This is a genomic window from Natronococcus sp., assembly GCF_047921035.1.
Lineage (GTDB): Archaea > Halobacteriota > Halobacteria > Halobacteriales > Natrialbaceae > Natronococcus.
In genome coordinates, this window is the sequence record NZ_JBLRWX010000044.1 from 1 (window position 1) to 20,005 (window position 20,005).

Consider the following 20,005-nt stretch of genomic DNA (forward strand, 5'->3'; position numbering starts at 1 on the left):
CAGCCGCCGGACGTCCGCGAGCTCGCCGACGACCGGTTTCTCGACGAGGATCGGAACGCCGGCCTCGAGACACCGCTTTGCGACCTCGAGGTGGTGGGCCGTCGGGACGGCGACCGAAACGGCGTCGACCCGGCCGAGCAGCGCCTCGAGGCCCACCGCCGCGGTCCCGTGACGGTCGGCAACCGCACTCGCTCGCTCGGCGTCGACGTCGAAGACGCCCGTGAGGGAGGCGTCCTCGAGTTCGTCGTACACCCGGGCGTGGTGTTGCCCCATCGTGCCGACGCCGATCACGCCGACCTCGAGCGGACGTTCAGCCGTCATCGACGGCGATCACCTCCGTCACGCGATCGGAGTCGGTCCCCGAACGCGCCGGATAAAAGGGGGCGTGAGAACGCTGGCTGGTCGCGGGTACGCCGGGGGACGGTTCGACCGTCCCCGACAGGACGCCGCCGCGACGGCCGTTCGCGGATCGGCGCAACGGGCGACGCTCGCTCGTTCGGTGGGCCCTCGCTCATGTTCCCTCACAATGGACAGAGGGTTTCAAAAGCCGAAACGATCGTTCCGGGCATTAACACGCTCGATTTCGACACAACGGGTCACTGTGTCCCGACCGTCGACGCGGCGCCGCTCGCCGACCGAGGATCCCGCGGGCGTCGAACACTCGACGACGGTCCGACGGCCCGGCGTTTCGGTTCGGCCCGGAAACCGCCAGCAGCTCTCGAAGCGGCGGCCGTACCCGAGCGCCTCGACGGATCGACCGTCGACGGCCGGATGTCGAATCTCGGTATTACTCCTACTGGAGAGGTCAGAACTCGCCGTTTCGAGACCGCAGCGGGACCGAAACGGCTCTCGTCGCTCGACGCTCCAGCACGAACCCCGCCGACTCGTCGGCATCGACTACCGTCTCGTCGACCGGAGTGGTCACGCCCCCGCGACCGAAGTCGTCCGCTTGTCCTCGAGCCCGGTCGGTCGTACTTGATTACCGGAACGGTTTCAGAACAGTCTGTCGTTTCACCGAAAGACGATCTCTCTGTCCGAATGCTCGCTACAATATCAAGCACGATACGCCGTGGCACACGGACAGTGTCGAAGTTCGAACGACGGTCGGCGGCGATTCCCTGTTCGAATCACCCGATGAAGTACGTTCTTGCTATTCGCCTAATTCGGAGAATTGTGTTGACGTTTGGAGAAGAATATCCGACAAAGTATTCCAACCGTTTCGTGAAATAGTCCATTTTGATCTGGTATATCACCTATTAGGTCGAGAGACTATCTCAGTTCCATTTCGTACGCAGGATAGTATAATAGTCTACTTGATGAAACTCTGAACTGTATTCCTAGGAACCAAGACCGTTTCCGCCCCTCAAATGGAGTCTTGCCAGCCAGTACAATCGACCACTGCCGAAACGATGGTCGTGGTTTAATACGGGCACCATAGACGGCCAAAACGAGCACTCACGGGGTGGTGGCGACACACGTCCCGAACTGCGGGGCGCCACCAAGGAATCAAAGCCACTGGCGACGCCACCCCCTCATACGTGCTCGGAAAAGAAAAAATGACCGACGAAAAAAGCTACTCACGACGAGGCGTTACGACGCTCCTGGCAGGACTGCTCTTCACCGGATCCGCCGGAACCGCTGCAGCTAGCAAGCACGGAAACGGTAAAGGCGACAAAAACGGTCAAGATGGCCGAGGAGATCGCGGCGGCAAGGGCGGTCGCCGAGGAGGCCGCCGAGGACACCGCGGTCGCCGAGGTCGCCGAGGTCGCCGGGGCCACGGCCAGAAACAGAGCCAGACGGTGCGCCAGTCCAACGAGGCGTACAACAGCGGCAACGCCAAAGCGTCGGCGGGCAAGGGTGGAAACGCCTACGCCCAGGGATCCAACGTTCAGCAGAACTGGAACGCACAGCACCAGCGCGGCCGCGGGCGAGGACGCCAGCAGCAGCACCAGAACGTGCACCAGTCCAACAAGGCGGTCAACAGCGGCAACGCCAAAGCGTCGGCAGGCAAGGGCGGAAGAGCCACGGCCTACGGAAGCAACTACCAGTCCAACTCGAACACGCAGAGCCAGCGCTGACGCGAGCACCCGATCAGTAGTCGCCCTCTCGACCGGGTGATGGACTCATTATTCGCTCCGTCTATCCGCATTTTTGAGCCGATTCGGAACAGTTCCGCTTACAAGGGACTCTCCTCGAGGTCGCGAGACGATTCGCCGGAGCAATGGCTACGTCGCCGCGGATCCACGAACAGAGCCGGTTGCAACTTTCCGTGGCTACTACAGCGACCCGCGCGTATTTCAGGAGTGTCGATACGAGGCGAGCCGGTGTAGGACGTCGTTGTGTCTGCCTCCCCCCGAGACCGGTAGTTCGTTCGAGTGTTCAAGGGACGACTATCGATGAAACGATTTCGGCCGTTCAAATCGGCCCGGATCGACCGGCGAACTGGCGCGACTCCGAGCCGAGGCCTCTCGAGAGAGCTGTAATCGACACGAATCGCCGGAAGCGAGTGTCGCCCCCGAGCCGGTACTCGCTGCTGGCGACCGGGAAGACGGTACCGCTCGGAGGCCCTCGGTAGGCGCGAACGAGCAGCCGACAGAGACCTACTATGTCCAAAACTGAATTTCACTGGGGGACAGTAACCCACGAGACCGAACCGAAAACCGGCGAAACGAGCGTCGAGATAACCGTCGAGTCCGAAGACAGCGTCTCCGTAGCTACGATTGCGGCTCCCGACGCGACGAACGACTTCTTCGATGGGAACGACCCGGGCGACGGCAAGCGGGACGCGGAGGTGAAAACGTTCCAGTGGGGGGCGGTGATCCACGCGACCGATTCCGACGCCGGCGTAACCGACGTCGAAGTGATCGTCGACGCCAAAGACGACGTCGATCTCTCGGTGACCACGACCTCCGGCGGCGCCCGGTCGGCGTCGACGTCGACCGTCCGTACTGACGACTTCGGTGACCGGACTGCGAGCGACGCCAGCGCGACCGTCTCCCGGTCGACCAGCAGTACGTCGCAGTCGACCACCAGCAGTACGTCGCTCACCCGCTCGACGAACGTCTCGCAGTCCTCGAGCGTCTCGCAATCTTCGACCACGTCGTCCGGGGACGACCGGGACGATCCGACCTCGATTCCGATCGACGACGCCGACGACGAGGACGAGTAGCCGCGTTCCGGCCGTTCGGTCGGGTTCGATCGAGGGTGTTCGAACCGGTCGGAACCACGGCCGGTTCGACGGCGGATTCCGTCGGCGAACACCGCCCTGTCACCGCTCGGTTTCGTCGTCCAGAACCGCGGATTCGGCACGGCGAGCGATCTCCCGAACCGGGAGACCGCTCGCTCGAGCCACCCGCGCGGCGTCGTCGTACTCCGCGCTGACGTCGTACACCTCGCCGTCGGCGTCGCTGGCGATCTTCACCGTCACCTCGTAGCTCTCGCCCTCGAGTTCGATCTCCACGGTTTCGAACGCCCGGTCGGCGATCCAGCGGTGGGTCGCCCCCGAATCGCGAACACCCAGTGTGCCGGTTTCCTCGGCGAGCGCGCGCGCAACGCGCTCGCGGTCCTCGGGCTTGCAGATCACCTTCACGAGGTGGCCTGGCCGGGACTTCTTCATCGTCACCGGGACGATCGAAACGTCGCGCGCGCCCGCGTCCGAGAGCGTCTCCTGGAGGCCGCCGACCACCTCCGGGGTCGCGTCGTCGAGGTTCGTCTCGAGGACGGCGATGTCGTCCCTGACGAGTTCGCGTCCCCCGTCGCCCACCAGCGCTCGAAGCACGTTCGGGTGGGGATCGAGGTCGTAGCCGCCGGCGCCGTAGCCGGAGGTCTCGAGTTCCAGCGCGGGCAGCGACTCCACGCCGTCCGCGAGGTGGCCCAGGATCGCCGCCCCCGTCGGCGTCAGCAACTCGGCGTCGACGGGTCCGCCCTGCAGCGACCAGTCCGCGCGCTCGGCGATCTCGACGACCGCGGGGGTCGGGACGGGGTACTCGCCGTGGCTCATGCCGACGCTACCCCCGCCGGTCGACAGCGGCGTCGTGACGATCCGCTCGGGCTCGAGGTCGTGGACGAGCGCGACCGCGCCGACGACGTCGGCGATGGCGTCGTCGGCGCCGACCTCGTGGAAGTGAATCTCCTCGAGGGATTCGCCGTGGACGCTCGCCTCGGCCTCGCCGAGCAGCTCGAAGATCGCGAGGGCGTCGCGTTCGATCGCCTCGTCGAGGCCCATCCCCTCGACGATCTCGCGGACCTCGAGGTAGCTGCGGTGAGGGCCGTGGCCCTCGGCGGGAACCGCGTCGCTCGAGCCGCCGTGGTCGTGGACGTGGTCGTGATCGTGACCGTGACCGCTGTCCTGCGAACTCGAGCCGGAGCCGTCGGCGTCGGTCAACACGACGTCGACGGTCGTCGCCGCGATGCCGCACTTGACGGTGTCGCCGATCCGGTACTCGAGGTCGAGTTCGTTGGTGACGGGCTCGAGGGCGGCCGGGTCGGCGCCGGCGTCGAGCAATGCGGCGAGGATCATGTCGCCGCTTGCACCCAGTCGGCCGTCGAACGCGAGCGTGTGCATACTCTTAGGGGCGGCTGGCGCGGGCAAAAAGGCACCTTCTCGCGGGCCGCGACCGAAGGCGGTACCTCTATGTGTCTTGGCACCTCAGTTAGATGTGGTGACAACTAGCACGGTGTGGGTTCACGGTAGCAAAAAGCCTATCCGGTACCGAATCGGAATCACTGACATCGCCGTCCATCCCGAATCATGAACGAAGTCCAACTGGAGGTTGCGAAAGCGTACCCGAACGACTCGGGTCGCGGTATCGCCCGACTCGACCCGGACACGCTGTTACATCTAAAGCTGAGTCCGGGCGACATCATCGAAATCGAAGGCGCTGATACGACCGCCGCGAAGGTGTGGCGTGCGGACCGACAGGACTGGAACACCGACACCGTCCGGATCGACGGCTTCACCCGGCAGAACGCCGACGTCGGTATCGGCGAGCGAGTGACGATCCGGAAGGCCGAAGCGACGAAGGCCGACGAACTCGTCCTCGCGCCGCCCGAGGAGGCGTCGGTCCAGTTCGGCTCCGACGCCGCCGGCATGGTCAAACGCCAGATTCTCAAGCGACCGGTCGTCGGCCGCGACATCGTCCCCGTGATGAGTTCGACGAACCACCCCTTCATGCGCTCGCCGGGACAGGCGATCCCGCTGATCGCCGTCGAGACCGAGCCCGAGGGCGTGGTTTTGATCACCGAGGACACCGACGTCGAACTCCGCGAGGAGCCGATCAGCGGCTTCGAGAAAACCGGTGGTGGGATCACCTACGAGGACATCGGGGGCCTGCAAGACGAGATCCAGCGGGTCCGCGAGATGGTCGAGCTGCCGATGAAACACCCCCAGATCTTCAAGAAACTGGGGATCGAGCCGCCACAGGGCGTGCTGTTGCACGGCCCGCCCGGCACCGGGAAGACCCTGCTCGCCAAGGCGGTGGCCAACGAGACCTCCGCTTCGTTCTTTTCGATCGCCGGGCCCGAGATCATCTCGAAGTACTACGGGGAGTCCGAACAGCAACTCAGGGAGATCTTCGAGGATGCCAGCGAAGAGGCGCCCGCGATCATCTTCATCGACGAACTCGACTCCATCGCGCCCAAACGCGAGGACGTTACCGGTGAAGTCGAGCGCCGGGTCGTCGCCCAGCTGCTGACGATGATGGACGGCCTCGAGGCCCGGGGCCAGGTCATCGTCATCGCCGCGACGAACCGGGTCGACTCGGTCGACCCCGCGCTTCGCCGTCCGGGCCGGTTCGATCGCGAGATCGAGATCGGCGTCCCCGACGAGGTCGGCCGCGAGGAGATCCTCCAGATCCACACCCGCGGGATGCCCCTTTCCGACGACGTCGATCTGGCCCACATGGCCGACGAGACCCACGGCTTCGTCGGCGCCGACATCGAGAGCCTGACCAAGGAGGCCGCGATGAAGGCCCTGCGCCGGTACCTGCCGGAGATCGACTTGGACGAGGAGGACATCCCGCCGAGCCTGATCGACCGGATGATCGTCAAGCGCCAGGACTTCCGCGGCGCCCTGAACGAGGTCGAACCCTCGGCGATGCGGGAGGTGCTCGTCGAACTCCCGAAGATCTCATGGGACGACGTCGGCGGTCTTCAAGACGCCCAGGAGCAGGTCCAGGAGTCCGTCGAGTGGCCCCTGAACAACCCCGAGCGGTTCGAGCGACTGGGAATCGATCCGCCGGCCGGCGTCCTGCTGTACGGACCGCCGGGCACCGGGAAGACGCTGATGGCGAAAGCCGTCGCCAACGAGACCAACGCCAACTTCATCTCCGTGCGGGGCCCGCAGCTGCTCAGCAAGTGGGTCGGGGAGTCCGAGAAGGCGATCCGCCAGACGTTCCGGAAGGCCCGGCAGGTCTCGCCGACGGTGATCTTCTTCGACGAGCTCGACGCGCTGGCGCCCGGCCGGGGCGGCGAGACCGGCTCGAACGTCTCCGAACGGGTCGTCAACCAGCTGCTGACCGAACTCGACGGGTTAGAGGAGATGGAGAACGTGATGGTCATCGGCGCGACGAACCGACCCGACATGATCGACCCCGCCCTGTTGCGCTCGGGGCGGTTCGACCGGCTGGTGATGATCGGCGAACCCGACATGGAGGGCCGCGAGCGGATCCTCGACATCCACACGCAGGGGACGCCGCTGGCCGCGGACGTCAACCTCCAGGAGATCGCCGAGATCACCGACGGCTACGTCGGCAGCGACCTCGAGTCGATCGCCCGCGAGGCCGCCATCGAGGCCCTGCGCGAGGACCACGAGGCAGACATCGTCGAGATGCGTCACTTCCGCCAGGCCATGGAGAACGTCCGGCCGACGATCACCGACGACATCCTCGACTACTACGAACGGATCGAGGAGGAGTTCCAGGGCGGCTCGAGCGGGCCGGATCCGACCGGTCGCCGCGGCAGCCGGATCGGCTTCCAGTAGCGACTCGACTTCCGTTTTTACCGGCGATAGGGTTCGGTTTACGCTCAGTTCGGACGGTTCGACCGTTCGTTTCCGACGGTTCGATCGTTCGTTCGCTCGAGCGAACGGTCGGAACCTCTAGCTACACCGACTGGATCTCGAGCCGTGGGATCGAGGACGCGTTGCGGGCGCGACCGGGTTCATCGACCGCGAGCCCGCGTTCGGTTCGGTTCAGTTCGACCCTTATTCGGATGAACCGTCCACAACCGATCGAAACGGTCGCACCGATATATGTGACGCCGAGTGGGAACGCGAGTCGTGGTCAGGTGTTTCGATGGCTAACTCCTCAACGACCCACGACTCCCGCGCCGAAAGTACCGAGAGCCGGGGCAGCGATCGGCTCCTCGAGCGGTTCCTCCCTCACGTCGCCGACTCGATCCGGAAGGGTAGCTTCTGGACGGCGATCGTGCTCCCCTTTCTGTACGTGCCGCTGCTCGCGACCGGCCTGTCGACGGCGACCGAGACCGCCACGTTTCTGGGCCTGCTCGGGATCAACCTCGCCGCGCTGTACGTGGGCCACGCGTACGGTCGGTAGGTCCCCTATCTGCTCGAGCCCCACCGTCTGACTGCAGCGACCTCCTGACCGATCGCGCGACGCTTCACGAGGACGAACCCGCAGGCGATCAGGACGAACCCGGCGACGGTCGCCGCGTCGATCACCTCCCCCAGGTACAGCCAGCCGACGACCGCCGTGAACACCGGGGCGACGTAGGAGACCATGTTGATCTCGACGGCGCCGAGTCGCTCGAGCAGATCGAAGTACAGCAGAAAGCCGAGCGCGCTCGCGATCAGCGAGAGGTACGCGAGGGCGCCGATCGCCTCGAGACCGATCCAGGCGGCCGGCTCGATCGGTTCGCGGAGGCCGAGGCTCACGACGTGCATCAGGGCGGCCCCGCCGAGCATCGACCACGCCTCCATCGTCTCGATCGGCAGGTCGGCGTCGATCCGCCTCGTGAGGACGCTGCCGAGCGCGAACGCGGCGGCCGCACAGAAGACCAGCAGCTTCGCGACGGCGTCCGTCGCGAACAGGTTCGACGGGTCGGGCTGGACGACGACGCCGACCCCGACGAGCCCGACGCAGACGCCGGCGACGCCGATGGGCGACAGCGCATCGGAGGGAACGAGCGCTCGCGCGAACCCGGTCGTCAACACGGGCGAGAGACTCACCAGCACCGCGGCAGCCGCGGCGGTCGTGTGCTGCTGGCCGACGAACAGGAAGACGTGGTAGGCGCCGATCAACAGCGCTGCCCCGACGGCGACCGTCGCCCACTCCTCGCGCCCGGCGGGGCGCCAGCGATCGACGGCGTAGATCGCGTAGCCGAGCATCACGACGCCCGCGATGTCGTAGCGAAGCGCCGCGAACAGCACCGGGGGAAAGTGCTCGAGCCCCGCGCTGATCGCGACGAACGAACTGCCCCAGGCGGCTGCGAGCACCAGGAAGAGAGCGAGGTTCCGATAGCGGCTCACGGTCGCCCTTTCGCGGGCGACGTGCTATGCGTTTCGAATCTACGGCAGGGGCGTCTCGCGGATCTCCGGCTCCGACTCGGTCTGTTTGAACTGCTCGAGCAGCGGGCGGATGTCGTCGAACCCCTCCGCCAGGACGATGTCGCCGCTGCGAAGGTCGTAGTCGACGATGTCGTAATCGGCCAGTCGCGGCAGGTGGTTGTGGATCAGCGAGACGTACACCTGCTGTCTGTACTCCGAATCGGCCGCGTCCGCCTCCTCGAGTTCCCAGGCGGCGATCTCGGAGACGATGTCCTCGAGGTTGCCGCGTCGCGTCTCTGCAAGCTGGTAGAGGAGATACCGCCGCTCGGACTCGGCTAACAGCGAACAGGCAGCTTCCATACGGGACGGCGTCGTCTGAGTCATAGTTGAGGGAAGCCACCGTTTGTAATTACACCTGCTGCCAAAACGGTTTGGGTCGTGTATGGGGTTCTCTCGCAAGAACTGTCCGTTTTGGAAGGTGTGACCCGGTTTTGGTTACCGGTTCGGTGCCCGTTCCTCGGGTCGATCGACCGGCTCGTCGTAGAGGTGACAGGCGACCGGGTGGGCGTCGGAACCCAGTTCGGGATTCCGCCGCTCGCAGACGCTCTCGTATTCCTCGCGGAGCGCCTCGGCGGCCGCATCCCACTCGCCCGCCGCGACCGACGCCAGCGCGTCCTCGACGATCGCGTCGTGTCGCGGCGAGAGCGTCGTCTCGAGCAACCGATCCTTCAGCGCCGCGACGAACGCATCGACGTCGTCCTCGTTCTCGGGGTCGAACTCCTCGTCGTCGCCGACGGTCTCGAGGGAGACGTCGCGATCCTCCACGCGCTCGCGAAGCGTCATGAGTTCGCGGAAGGTCTCCTGGTCGACCTCGAGGTCCGCAGGCGGGATCACCTTCGGACAGCGGGTTCGGAACCGGCAGCCGCTGGGCGGATCTCGCGGCGAGGGGACGTCCCCCGAGAGGGTTTCGCGCTCGCGGTCGCGCTCGTCGGTCGAGGCCCGGGGGACGCTGTCGAGTAACGCCTGCGTGTAGGGGTGTTTCGGGTCCTCGAACAGCTCGTCGACGGGCCCGATCTCGACGATCTCGCCGAGGTACATCACCGCGACGCGGTCGCAGACGTGGCGGATCACCGAGAGGTCGTGGCTGATCAGCAGGTAGGTGAGGTCGAACTCCGTCTGCAGGTCGTCGAGCAGGTTCAGAACCTGCGCCTGGACCGAGACGTCGAGCGCCGACGTCGGCTCGTCGAGCACCATGAACTCCGGCTCGAGCGCGAGCGCTCGGGCGATGCCGATGCGCTGGCGCTGGCCGCCGGAGAACTCGTGGGGGTAGCGATCGAGTTGGTCGACCGAGAGGCCGACCCGCTCGAGCAGATCCCGCGCGCGGTCGAGCCGGAGCTGTTTCGTCGACCGGTCGACCGAGACGCGCACCTCGATCCCGTCGCCGCGCTCGACCGCGATCGAGAGGTCCTCGGCGACCTCCGCGACGACGCCCTCGGCCTCGGCGACGCCCCGTTCGTCGGGATCGACGTCGCCGGCGACGTCCCTCGAGCGGACGGTGACGTGGACCGTGGCGACGCCGTCGACGGGCGTAACCAGCTTGTCGACGTCGTCGTCGACGGTCACCGAGACGATATCCGACGAGATGCCGTCGGTCCGCAACTCGGCTCGGGTTTCGACCTCGTCGTCGGTCCAGGGCCAGTCGTGGATCTCGAGGGGCTGGGTGACGATCCCGCCGATCGTCATCCGGGGGTCGAGACTCGAGAACGGGTCCTGAAAGACGACCTGGGCGTTCCGTCGGAACTCGGTCAGGGCATCGCCCTCGAGGCCGTAGACGCTCTCGCCGGCGAAGGCGACGTCGCCGTCGGTCGGCTCCTGGAGGCGAAGGACGGTCTCGCCCGTCGTCGATTTCCCGCAGCCGGACTCCCCGACGAGTCCGAGGGTTTCGCCGGGCTGAATGTCAAAACTCACGCCGTCGACGGCTCGAACGGGGACCGGCTCGTCGCCGACCAGTCGGTCGAGAAGCGAGTCGTTCTCCCAGAAGTACTTCTGGAGCCCGTCGACTCGGACGAGGGGGTCGTCGGCGCTCATCGCCGCTCACCTCCCGGTCCCTCGGCGGTCGACTCGACCCGTTCGGGCTGGACGTCGTCCTCGAAACCGTCGGGATCGGCGTGTTTGTCGGCCGCCGTCCGGTCGTCCTTCCCGAAGTAGTCCGCCGGCAGCGCGCGCGCCTCCCTGTACTCCTGGGTCGCGAGGACGCAGCGCACCTCGTGTTCCGCGCTTCCGGCGCCGTCGTACTCCGGCGGGTGAGAGAGACAGTCCTCCATCGCCTTCGGACACCGATCCGCGAAGTAACACCGATCGGGCATCTCGTGGTCGAGCAGGCTCGGCACGTTGCCCGGAATCGGCTCGAGCCGGCCGCCCGCCCCCTCCAGATCCGGAATCGACCCCAGCAGCCCCTCGGTGTAGGGGTGGACGTGGTCGTCGAAGACGTCCTCGAGCGTGCCCCGCTCGACGATCTCACCGGCGTACATCACGCCGACACGGTCGCACATCCGGGCGACGACGCCCAGGTTGTGCGTGATCAGCAGGATCGTCATACCGGTCTCCGCCTGGAGGTCGTCGAGCAGGTCGAGCACCTGCGCCTGGATCGTCACGTCCAGGGCCGTCGTCGGCTCGTCGGCGACCAGCACGTCGGGTTCGCCGGCCAGTGCCTGGGCGATCATCGCCCGCTGGAGCATCCCCCCGGAGTACTCGTGAGGGTACTCGTCGGCCCGCTCGACGGGGTCGGGAATGCCGACCAGCTCGAGCAGTTCGATCGCGCGCTCGCGGCTGGCCTCGCTGACGTACTTTCTCGAGGGGAGCACGGTCGACAGCATCAGCGTTCCCAGCGAGTACCCCTGGGTCTTCGCTCGCGTCGATCGCGGGTTGGCGCTCGCTCGTTGCTGGACCTCGACGGCCTCGGCGATCTGTTCGCCGACGGTGAGACTCGGGTTGAAGCTGCTTTCGGGGTCCTGGAAGATCATGCTGAACGACGTCCCGCGGAGCGAGCGCCGCACTCCCTCGGGGACCTCGAGTAAGTTCACGAACGAGCCGTCGACGGCCTCGGGGTGATCGTCGGCGACCGCGTCGGCGAGGTCGGGCTCGTTGAACCAGATCTCGCCGTCGGTGATCTCCCCGGGCGACTCGATCAGGTCGATGACCGACCGGGCGGTGACGCTCTTCCCGGAGCCGCTCTCGCCGACGATCCCGAACACCTCGCCCCGTTCGATCCGCAGGTCGAGATCCGAGACCGCGTTTACCTGTCCCTGTTCCGTGAAGAATCGCGTCGACAGTCCGTTTACGCGGAGAATATCCTCTGTCATGTTAGGCACCCCCTCCTTCGCCCTCGATGTTGGGATCCAGCGAGTCCCGGAGCCAGTCACCGAGGAGGTTGATACTGATCACCGACAGCACGATTCCGATCCCGGGAACCGTCGAGACCCACCAGGCCGTCCGGAGGTAGTCCTGGCCCTGCTGGATCTCGTACCCCCACGAGAGGGTCGTCCCCGAGAAGCCAAGATACGACAGCGAACTTTCGAGGAGGATGATTGCGGCGACCTGGATCGTCGCGAGCACGATCACCGGCGTCAGGCTGTTCGGCAGCACGTGTTTGAGCAGGATCGTCGCGTTGCTCGCGCCGAGGCTGCGAGCGGCCTTGACGTACTCCTCGTTGCGGATCGCCATCGCCTCGCCGCGGGCGACCCGGGCGAACCAGACCCAGGTGACGAGCCCCACGACCAGGGTCACCGTACCGGGCAACGTTGTGGCCGACGGCATCCCCTCGGCGAAGCCGGCCGCGACGAGCGGATCGGGGACGGGGATCGCCATCGAGCCGAAGACCCCGATCAGCGCGAGCGCCAGCACGAGCGAGGGGAACGCGAGCATCACGTCCGCGACCCGCATCATCGCGTCGTCGACGCGACCGCCGTAGTAGCCCGATACCAGGCCGAACGGAACCCCCATCAGGACGGCGAGACCCGTCCCGAGCACGCCGACGAGCAGCGAGGTGCGGGCGCCGTATAACAGTCTCGAGAAGACGTCCTGCCCGACGTTGTTCGTCCCGAGGTAGTGCTCGCTCGAGTACTCGACGGCGTAGGGTTCCCGTTCGCCGTCGACGACCTCGTAGGAGTCGTAGCTGATCCCCATCGGCGGGTAGGCGTTCCCGTCGTCGAAGTGTCCCGTCGTGTTCGGGTTGTGGGTCGCGAGGACGGGCGCGAACAGCGCCATAAAGACGATCACGATCAGGATCACGAGCCCGACTTTCGGCAGCAGGCTCGAGCGAAACTCCTGTCTGAGATTAGATTTGATTCGATCGGAGATCATTCGTCTAGCACCCGCGGGTTGAGCTTCGCGTAGATCGCGTCGACGCCGATGTTGATGATCACGTAACTGATGCCGATGAAGATGATGATGCCCTGGATGAGCGGCCAGTCCAGGTTGTGGATCGCGGCGATGAGCCGGAGTCCGAGCCCGGGCCAGGAGAAGACCGTCTCCGTGACGACCGCGCCGCCGATCAGCGTCCCGAGCTGGAGGCCGAGGACGGTGATGATCGGGATCATCGTGTTCCGGAGGACGTGTTTGTACCGGACCAGCGTCTCCGGGATCCCCTTCGCCTCGGTTGCGGTCACGTAGGGTTTCCCGTACTCGTCGAGCATTCCGCTTCTGGTCAGTCGAGTAATGAGCGCCGTGAAGTAGGTCCCCAGCGTGACTGCCGGCAGGATGATGTGATGCAGCCAGGTGAGCAGGTCGCCGACGTAAAACGTCGTCAGGAACATCCACAGCGCGTCGTGGAAGGCGACCGGCCGCCGTCCCGTCGGGAACAGATCGAACTGGACGGCAAGCAGCAGGATGAGCATGATCCCGAGCCAGAAGTTCGGCGTGCTGATCCCCACCAGCGAGAACGACGTCGCCCCGTAGTCGGCCGGCTCGTTGCGTCGTGTGCCGCTGATGACGCCCAGCGGAATCGCGATCACGACGGCGACGATCGTCGCCGCGATCGCGAGTTCCAGTGTCGCGGGAACGCGCTCGAGAACCATCGTTACGACCGGTCGACTCGACTGATACGAGTAGCCCAGATCGCCGACGAGAAGATCCCCGAGATACTCGACGTACTGTACGTAGATCGGTTGATCCAGTCCGAGTTCCGCTCGGATCCGTTCACGGGTTGCCTGGTCGACGGCCGGGTCGACGATCAGGTTGACCGGGTCGCCGGGCGTGATCGCCCGGAGCCCGAACAGGACCGTCACGACCCCCCAGACGACGAGGATCCCCTGCAAGGAACGCTTGAGCAAGAATTTTCCAAAAGCCATTGGTGTGTCGATCGAACGCCGTCAGACGTCTCGATGCTCGAATTTTTGCCGGAACTATGTGGTTCTTCCGAAACGGCGATCTGAAACGATTGTCACCGTCCCGGCTGCGGTCCTAGCTATTGATCTCCCAGAGATAGATGCTCTCGTCGGTTCGTGGCTCCCACTCGAGGTCGTCCCGGACCCCGTAGACGCTGTCCTGGGAGTGGAGGAACACCCACGGCGCCTCCTCCCTGAGTTCCTCGTTGATATCCTGGAGCTGTTGTTCACGCTCGTCCTCGTCCTCGATGGTCTGGCTCTCGAGGATCGCCTCGGAGATTTCCTCGTTGCGCAGCGTCTCCAGCGCCGCCTCCTCGACGAAGAACGGGGCGAGCCCGTAGTCGGCGTCGCCGGTGATGACGCCCCAGCCGATGAGGAAGAAGGGCATCTCCTCGTCGTCGAATCCCGCGCTGTTCGCGTCGGAGATGTCCGGGAACGGCACGGTGTCGAAGGTACAGTCGACGTTGTCGAGCCGATCGATCTGGTCGGCCGCCATCTGGGCGACGTCGGCGTCGTTCAAGTATCGGCCCTCGGGGGAGTACAGCGTGATCTCCTCGCCCGCGTAGCCGCTCTCCTCGACGAGTTCCTCGGCCCGCTCTAAGTCCTGCTCGTAGGGCTCGAGGTCGGGGTTGTGACCGAAGACGCCGTCCGGAATCGGCTGGGTCATCGCTTCGCCGTAGCCGCCCAACGCGTCTGCGATGATTCCCTCGTTGTCGACGGCGTAGTTCATCGCCTGGCGGAACTCAACGCTGTCGAACGGTTCGACGCCCGATTTCATTACGAGGAAGACGTTCCGGAGGCTGGTCTCCTCGCGGATCTCGACGCCGTCGGCGTCGTCGATGTCCGGCACGTCTTCGGGGATGATGTTGTCGACGATGTCGCTCTCGCCGGTTTCGAGCGCGTTCGCGCGACCGCTCGACTCGCCGTCCTGGTTGAAGACGACCCGCTCGAGGGTCGCCTCGTCGCCCCAGTAGTCGTCGAACGGCTCGAGGACGACCTGGACGTCGGGTTCGTACTCGACGACCTCGTAGGGACCGGTGCCGTTGAACGCGTCGGCGTCGTCCCCGGCGACCGGCTGTTCCTGCTCCTCGATCCACTCCTGGTTGACGACGCGGCCGTAGTTGGCGTACTCGAACTCCGCGAGCGACGGCGCGACCTCGTGCTCTAAGAGCACGGTCGTCTCGTCGAGCGCCTCGGCGTTGTCGATCGCGCCCAACCCGGCGGCCTGGTCGCTCTCGATACCCTCCTCGGGATCGATCATCCGGTTGAACGTGTAGGCGACGTCCTCGGCGGTCATCTCGTCGCCGTTGTGGAAGACGACGTCGTCGCGCAGCGTGAGTTCGGCGCCGTCGTCGGTGTCCTCCCACTCCTCGACGATCCGGGGTTCGAACTCGAAGTCGGGCGTTACGTTGAACAGCGGCTCGTAGACCGGGTCGAGGACGTTGAAGTACGGCCCCGTAATGTGGTCGTTGGGGTCGGGGTTCTCGATGATCTCCCCCTGCGTGATCACGATCTCGTCGGCGTCGCCGTTCTCGCCCTCCGTCGGATCGTCGAGACAGCCCGCGATGGCACCCAGACCGGCCGTCGTACCGATGATTCCGGTGGCTTTCAGTACGGATCGCCGGCCGGCACTCAGGTTGTCAGCACCCTTCATACCCTATGAAATAGAGGTATGCAATATAAAGGTTGGTTGTTTGTCGCGCGGTTTTGTGCCAGATCAGTTCAGGTATCGACACCGATCGCCGGTGCTGTACAACTATCTACAACTAAACTCGAGTTCGAAGACGATCGGGCGCTCTCTCCGGCTGACACCGGCCACAAGTTTAAGTGCGCTAGATAACCTACACCGTGTATGGCCGCTCACGGCCGGTCTGCCCTGCGGGACCTGTTCGACGAGTCGCCCACGCCCCACATCGCCCACCCTCCGCGAACCCATCATCGCGACTTCTACGTCGCCACCGACGGGTCGTTCCGCGAATCGGGCGGTGGTCTGGGCGCCGTCATCGAAACGCGCGACGGCACCCGCGTCGCTCGGATCGCGACCGCGGACGCGCCGCCGGACAACAACGTCGCCGAGTACCGAGCGCTGCATCTCGGTCTCGACGTGCTGGCCGCTCGAGCTCCGACGAACGCCCGGGTCGGCGTTCTCGTCGATCACGACGCGCTCGCCAGCAACGTCAACAACGCCGTCCTCGCGACCGGTCACCCCGACCGGAAGCCGCCACAGCCGATCTCGGTACCGGCGGCGACCCAGTATCACTGGCGGGGGATCCAGGCCCGACTCAACGGGTTCGCGGAGATCCGCGCCGCCCGGATCGACAGCGACCAGAACCCCGCCCACCCGCTCGCGAACGCGCCGGCCAAGTACCAGCACGTCAACCGGGAGCCGGATCGCTGCGTCCTCCCCGAGCCGCCGGAGGCGACCGCTCCGGCCGAGTTTCCGCCGCCCTCGCGTGCCGACCGCAACGGCGGGGGGCGGGCCTCCGACTGATACGGTTTGCTGTACCGAGTTCCCGGTGGGACTGCAGGACGGTCGCGGTCCCACCGGAAATGACGTACAGCAGACAGTATGAGGGCGGTCGGAACCGCCACCGTTTTTCCGTCCCTCGAGAGAGTCGTCCTCGATGAGTCTTCGCGTCGCCGTCGCGGCCCCCTTCATCCAGCACGGAACCGACCGCCTGCAGGAAAACGCCGTCGTCGTCGCGCTCTCGCTGGATCGCGACTGGTTCTCGCCCGATCAGGCCAAGCGACTGATCGACGTCGCGACCCAGGAGGGGCTGCTCGCCCGCGAGGACGGCGCCCTCGTCGCGACGTTCGATCCCGGCGAGGTGACGATCCCCGAGGAGTTCGTCCCCGACGAGGACCTGCTCCAGGAGCGGTCGGCGTTCGAACGGGTTCTCGACGGACTCGTGGCCGACGGCGTCGAGAAACACGAGGCAGTCGGCGCGATAAATAGCCTCCAGGGGGAGCTGGGGGTGACGATCGAGGCCGCAGCCGTCGTCTACGCCCGCCGACGGGGGATCGACGTCTCGGATCTCGTCCCGGTCGCTCGCTCGGCGCTGATCGAAGAGCGTTAGGCGGCCGACGACCGACCTCGAGCATGGTCGAAGAACGGACCACCGACGGCCGACGGATCGCCGAACTGCTCGCCTCGGAGCTCGACGGGCGTGAAGACGGGGCGCTCGAGGCGGTCTCGGTCGCAAACGCCGACCGGGACGTCGAGCCGTCGGCCGACGGCGCGCGGGCGTACGATGTCGAGGTGGGCGACGACCGACTCGCCCGGGCGTTCGTCCACCCGGATCGGCTCCGCCTCGAGTTCGAGCGCGGGCGGGAACTCGCGGCCGAGACGGCGACGGAACTCGAGCTTCGCGTTCGGCCGAAAGCGTCGAAACCGCCGAAGACGCTGGTGTTCGTCGAGAGCGGCGCCGCGGTAAAACGAGCGACCGACGTCGTCGACGCCGTCGTCGGCGCGGACTGATTCTCCGGCCTTACGATCCGACCGCCGAGTCCGTCTCCTCGAGCGCGGCGACCGCCTCGGGGACCGCCGTCGCGACGACGTCCTGTTCGACGTGGGCGACCGCACGCGGGTCGGGATCGGGACCGTCCTCGAGCAGGATCTGGATCGCGGTCATCCCGGCGCCGGTCGCGCCCTCGATGTCGGCCTCGACTTCGTCGCCGACGTACACCGCCTCTTCGGGGTCGACGCCGAGTTCGCCCGCGATCGCTTCGAACGCGCGAGGATCGGGTTTGCCCGCCTCGAGTTCACCCGTGACGAGTGCCGCGTCGAAGGCGTCCTCCCAGCCCAGCGTCTCGAGTTTGTCCCGCTGGGCGCGGACGGGACCGTTCGTCAGTAGCCCGATCCGGTAGCGATCGCCAAGCGCCGCGAGCATGGACTCGACGCCCGGCAGCGCCTCGAGGTCGGCGGCAATCTCGTCGCGGTAGGCCGCGGCGACCTCGGCCGGCTCGGCCTCGGTCTCCCGCCCCTCGAGTAGCTCGGTGAAGATCGGCTCCCGAGTTTCCTGCGTGAGATTCCGGCGGTGGGCCTCGAGGTAGTCGGCTCGCGACAGGTCGGGCGCGCCGGCGGCGTCGGTCGCCGCCTCGAGGATCGTCGTCCGATCCCGCTGGGGAACCGCGAGCGTGTAATCGAGGTCGAAGACGACCGCCTGTAACATGGTCGCAGGAAAGGAGCGAACCCGTTTGAACCTATTGTTTCCGCGCTGAGGCGTCCGCAGTCAGTCGCCGCTCGGCTGTGAGGCGGCCTCCGAGCGGGTCTCGAGCTGGGGTACGACGGCGTCCTCGATCCGGGTCGCGTACTGCATGAGCGTCGTTCCCAGAATACTCATGAACAGAACGTAGCCGACGGCGAAGGCATAGATCGTCTCGGCGGTCCCCTGGGCGAGTCCGACGCCCGCACCGGCGAGCGCGATGCTCGCGATGATCAGGGAGAACTCCCCGCGAGTCGTCATTCCGAGCCCGACCCGGAGCGAACGTCGCTCGTCGAGGTCGTAGACTCGACCGCCGATGTAGCCGCTGAGAAGTTTCGAAGGTGCCGTCAACAGGACCGCGATCGCGATCAGCCCAAGGACGTCGAGGAACAGTGTCGGATCCGTAATCAAACCGATCCAGAAGAAAAAGATCGCCGCGAACGTGTCCCGGAGCGGCTCGAGGAGATTCTCGAGCTCGTGGACGTGCCCGGTCGAGGAGAAGGCCATCCCGACGAAGAAGGCGGCGACGGCTTCGCTGACCCCGAGCGCGAGCGCGGCGCCCGAGATCAGGACGGTGATCCCGAGCGCCCGGAGGACGACGAACTCGTGGGAATCGATCTCGAGGCTGCGCTGGAACCAGGCGGTCCCCAGATAGACGAGCAGGAGCAGGATGAGAATGAAGGCGATCGCGATCCCGATCTGGCCGGCGGCCTCGACGACGTCCCCGCCGCCGAGAACGAGCGCGGAGGCGATCGCCAGGTAGACGGCGATGAAGAGGTCCTCGTAGACCAGCGTCCCGAGCATCGGATCGGCCTCGTCGTTGGCGATCCAGCCGAGATCGATCAACGACTTCGTGATGATCGCACTCGAGGAGATGTAGACGACGCCGGCGGTGAGGAACGCGGGAAGGAACGAACCGAAGATCGCGTACCCGAGCGCGAGTCCGATCCCGAAGTTGATGAGGAGATCCCAGGTGCCGGCCTTTCCGATCCGCTCTTTGGCGGCGATCAGCCGATCGAGGTTGAACTCGAGCCCCAGGAAGAACAACAGCAGGACGATCCCGAGTTCGGCCCCGAGGTGGATGAAGTCGGTCTCGACCAAGGCGAGCTCCGCGCCGTGGGGCGCCAGATCGGTCCCAAGTAGCGCGGGGAAGTCGATCCGGCCGAGCACGTACGGGCTCAGCGCCATCCCGATGACGATGTAGAAGGGGATCACCGACTGCCCGATCCGGTTTGCCAGCAGACCGGCCAGCGCGACGGCAGCGAACAGGACGCCGACGTCGATCAGGGCGGTCGATTCAACTGCCATCGGTTCTTTCCCCTCCTCGCGTTTCGTCTCCTACCGGTCTCGATCCAGGCATCTCTCAGGCGGCCCCGTCGGTAGCTTCGAGCATCGATTCGAACCGGTCGAGTGCGGTCGTTTCGCCGACCGCGACGATCGTATCGCCGTCCTCGATCCGTTTCGTGGCCGTCGACGCGGGGATGACGTCGTCGCCGCGTTGTACCGCGACGACTGCGACGTCGATCCGATCGTCCTCGAGGAGGTCGGCGATCGACTCGCCGGAGAGCAGTGAGCCTGTCGGGACGTCGAACCACTCGATACTGGTGCCGTCGCCGAGCACCGTCTCCTTGTCCTCCGTCTTGACCGGCTGGAAGTACGCTCCCTCGAGGATGGTGCCGACGGTTCGAGCGAGCTGATCGGAGAGTTCGACCAGCTTCTCGGAATCGGCGTCCTCGTCGGGTTTCACGAAGACGTCGCGTTGACCGGTGTTGTGGATAACGATAACGAGAATCCGACCGTCGTCGAGATCGATCTCGAACTTCTTTCCGACGCCGGGAAGGTCGCTTTCGGTAATCGGCATACGTCAGTGGCTGTCGTCGCCGTTATTAAATCACCGGAGACGTGTCGATCCG

The 20,005-nt window shown here is 65.8% G+C and carries 19 protein-coding genes; 7 read left to right on the forward strand and 12 right to left on the reverse strand.

Annotation, left to right across the window (positions count from 1 at the left end; translation table 11 throughout):
• The coding region (locus ACNA7R_RS10670) for a Gfo/Idh/MocA family protein (RefSeq protein WP_416283548.1) at positions 1-321 on the reverse strand (321 nt) is incomplete at its 3' end.
• Between the two features lie 1,235 nt (positions 322-1,556).
• Between ACNA7R_RS10670 and ACNA7R_RS10675 the strand changes: the two genes are divergently transcribed.
• Together ACNA7R_RS10675 and ACNA7R_RS10680 are read left to right on the forward strand one after the other, a co-directional pair.
• Positions 1,557-2,078, forward strand: coding sequence for a hypothetical protein (locus tag ACNA7R_RS10675; RefSeq protein ID WP_416283549.1), 522 nt, complete (start codon positions 1,557-1,559; stop codon positions 2,076-2,078).
• Positions 2,079-2,605: 527 nt separating this feature from the next.
• Entirely contained in the window at positions 2,606-3,169 is a 564-nt protein-coding gene (locus ACNA7R_RS10680) for a hypothetical protein (protein ID WP_416283550.1), read from the forward strand.
• 99 nt (positions 3,170-3,268) lie between these two features.
• On the opposite strand, the gene larC is transcribed toward ACNA7R_RS10680, so the two are convergent.
• A complete protein-coding gene (larC, locus tag ACNA7R_RS10685; RefSeq protein WP_416283551.1) occupies positions 3,269-4,564 on the reverse strand; it encodes a nickel pincer cofactor biosynthesis protein LarC in 1,296 nt (431 codons plus the stop codon).
• Between the two features lie 186 nt (positions 4,565-4,750).
• Between larC and ACNA7R_RS10690 the strand changes: the two genes are divergently transcribed.
• Positions 4,751-6,979: a CDC48 family AAA ATPase gene (locus tag ACNA7R_RS10690; protein WP_416283552.1), complete on the forward strand. Its 2,229-nt coding sequence runs from the start codon at positions 4,751-4,753 to the stop codon at positions 6,977-6,979.
• A 313-nt stretch (positions 6,980-7,292) separates the two neighbouring features.
• Complete coding sequence (locus ACNA7R_RS10695) at positions 7,293-7,553, forward strand: hypothetical protein (RefSeq protein ID WP_416283553.1); 261 nt, start codon at positions 7,293-7,295, stop codon at positions 7,551-7,553.
• Positions 7,554-7,558: 5 nt separating this feature from the next.
• On the opposite strand, the gene ACNA7R_RS10700 is transcribed toward ACNA7R_RS10695, so the two are convergent.
• From ACNA7R_RS10700 to ACNA7R_RS10730, 7 genes are all read right to left on the reverse strand, one after another.
• On the reverse strand, positions 7,559-8,485 hold the full coding sequence (locus ACNA7R_RS10700) for a DMT family transporter (protein ID WP_416283554.1): 927 nt from the start codon (positions 8,483-8,485) through the stop codon (positions 7,559-7,561).
• A gap of 39 nt (positions 8,486-8,524) precedes the next feature.
• Positions 8,525-8,887 (reverse strand): hypothetical protein, encoded by a 363-nt coding sequence (locus ACNA7R_RS10705; RefSeq protein ID WP_416283555.1) that lies wholly within the window; start codon positions 8,885-8,887, stop codon positions 8,525-8,527.
• A gap of 111 nt (positions 8,888-8,998) precedes the next feature.
• Complete coding sequence (locus tag ACNA7R_RS10710) at positions 8,999-10,591, reverse strand: ABC transporter ATP-binding protein (protein ID WP_416283556.1); 1,593 nt, start codon at positions 10,589-10,591, stop codon at positions 8,999-9,001.
• Positions 10,588-11,865, reverse strand: a complete 1,278-nt coding sequence (locus ACNA7R_RS10715; RefSeq protein ID WP_416283557.1) for an ABC transporter ATP-binding protein — start codon at positions 11,863-11,865, stop codon at positions 10,588-10,590. The genes ACNA7R_RS10710 and ACNA7R_RS10715 overlap by 4 nt, the downstream gene beginning before the upstream one ends.
• A 1-nt stretch (position 11,866) precedes the next feature.
• A complete protein-coding gene (locus ACNA7R_RS10720; protein ID WP_416283558.1) occupies positions 11,867-12,865 on the reverse strand; it encodes an ABC transporter permease in 999 nt (332 codons plus the stop codon).
• Positions 12,862-13,851 (reverse strand): ABC transporter permease, encoded by a 990-nt coding sequence (locus ACNA7R_RS10725; protein WP_416283559.1) that lies wholly within the window; start codon positions 13,849-13,851, stop codon positions 12,862-12,864. The genes ACNA7R_RS10720 and ACNA7R_RS10725 overlap by 4 nt, the downstream gene beginning before the upstream one ends.
• A gap of 112 nt (positions 13,852-13,963) precedes the next feature.
• Positions 13,964-15,541, reverse strand: a complete 1,578-nt coding sequence (locus ACNA7R_RS10730; RefSeq protein WP_416283560.1) for an ABC transporter substrate-binding protein — start codon at positions 15,539-15,541, stop codon at positions 13,964-13,966.
• Positions 15,542-15,739: 198 nt separating this feature from the next.
• Here ACNA7R_RS10730 and ACNA7R_RS10735 point away from each other — a divergent pair, with 198 nt between their 5' ends.
• The 3 genes from ACNA7R_RS10735 to ACNA7R_RS10745 all read left to right on the forward strand — a co-directional run bounded on the left by ACNA7R_RS10735 (position 15,740) and on the right by ACNA7R_RS10745 (position 17,365).
• Complete coding sequence (locus ACNA7R_RS10735) at positions 15,740-16,378, forward strand: ribonuclease H (protein ID WP_416283561.1); 639 nt, start codon at positions 15,740-15,742, stop codon at positions 16,376-16,378.
• A 133-nt stretch (positions 16,379-16,511) separates the two neighbouring features.
• Positions 16,512-16,964 (forward strand): DUF2240 family protein, encoded by a 453-nt coding sequence (locus ACNA7R_RS10740; RefSeq protein WP_416283562.1) that lies wholly within the window; start codon positions 16,512-16,514, stop codon positions 16,962-16,964.
• Between the two features lie 23 nt (positions 16,965-16,987).
• Entirely contained in the window at positions 16,988-17,365 is a 378-nt protein-coding gene (locus ACNA7R_RS10745; protein ID WP_416283563.1) for a hypothetical protein, read from the forward strand.
• A gap of 10 nt (positions 17,366-17,375) precedes the next feature.
• On the opposite strand, the gene ACNA7R_RS10750 is transcribed toward ACNA7R_RS10745, so the two are convergent.
• From ACNA7R_RS10750 to ACNA7R_RS10760, 3 genes are read right to left on the reverse strand one after another with little or no spacing between them, the layout of a single operon-like run.
• Positions 17,376-18,059 (reverse strand): HAD family hydrolase, encoded by a 684-nt coding sequence (locus tag ACNA7R_RS10750; RefSeq protein WP_416283564.1) that lies wholly within the window; start codon positions 18,057-18,059, stop codon positions 17,376-17,378.
• Between the two features lie 60 nt (positions 18,060-18,119).
• Positions 18,120-19,400: a cation:proton antiporter gene (locus ACNA7R_RS10755; RefSeq protein WP_416283565.1), complete on the reverse strand. Its 1,281-nt coding sequence runs from the start codon at positions 19,398-19,400 to the stop codon at positions 18,120-18,122.
• Between the two features lie 55 nt (positions 19,401-19,455).
• On the reverse strand, positions 19,456-19,953 hold the full coding sequence (locus ACNA7R_RS10760) for a cation:proton antiporter regulatory subunit (RefSeq protein WP_416283566.1): 498 nt from the start codon (positions 19,951-19,953) through the stop codon (positions 19,456-19,458).
• Positions 19,954-20,005 lie beyond the last annotated feature (52 nt).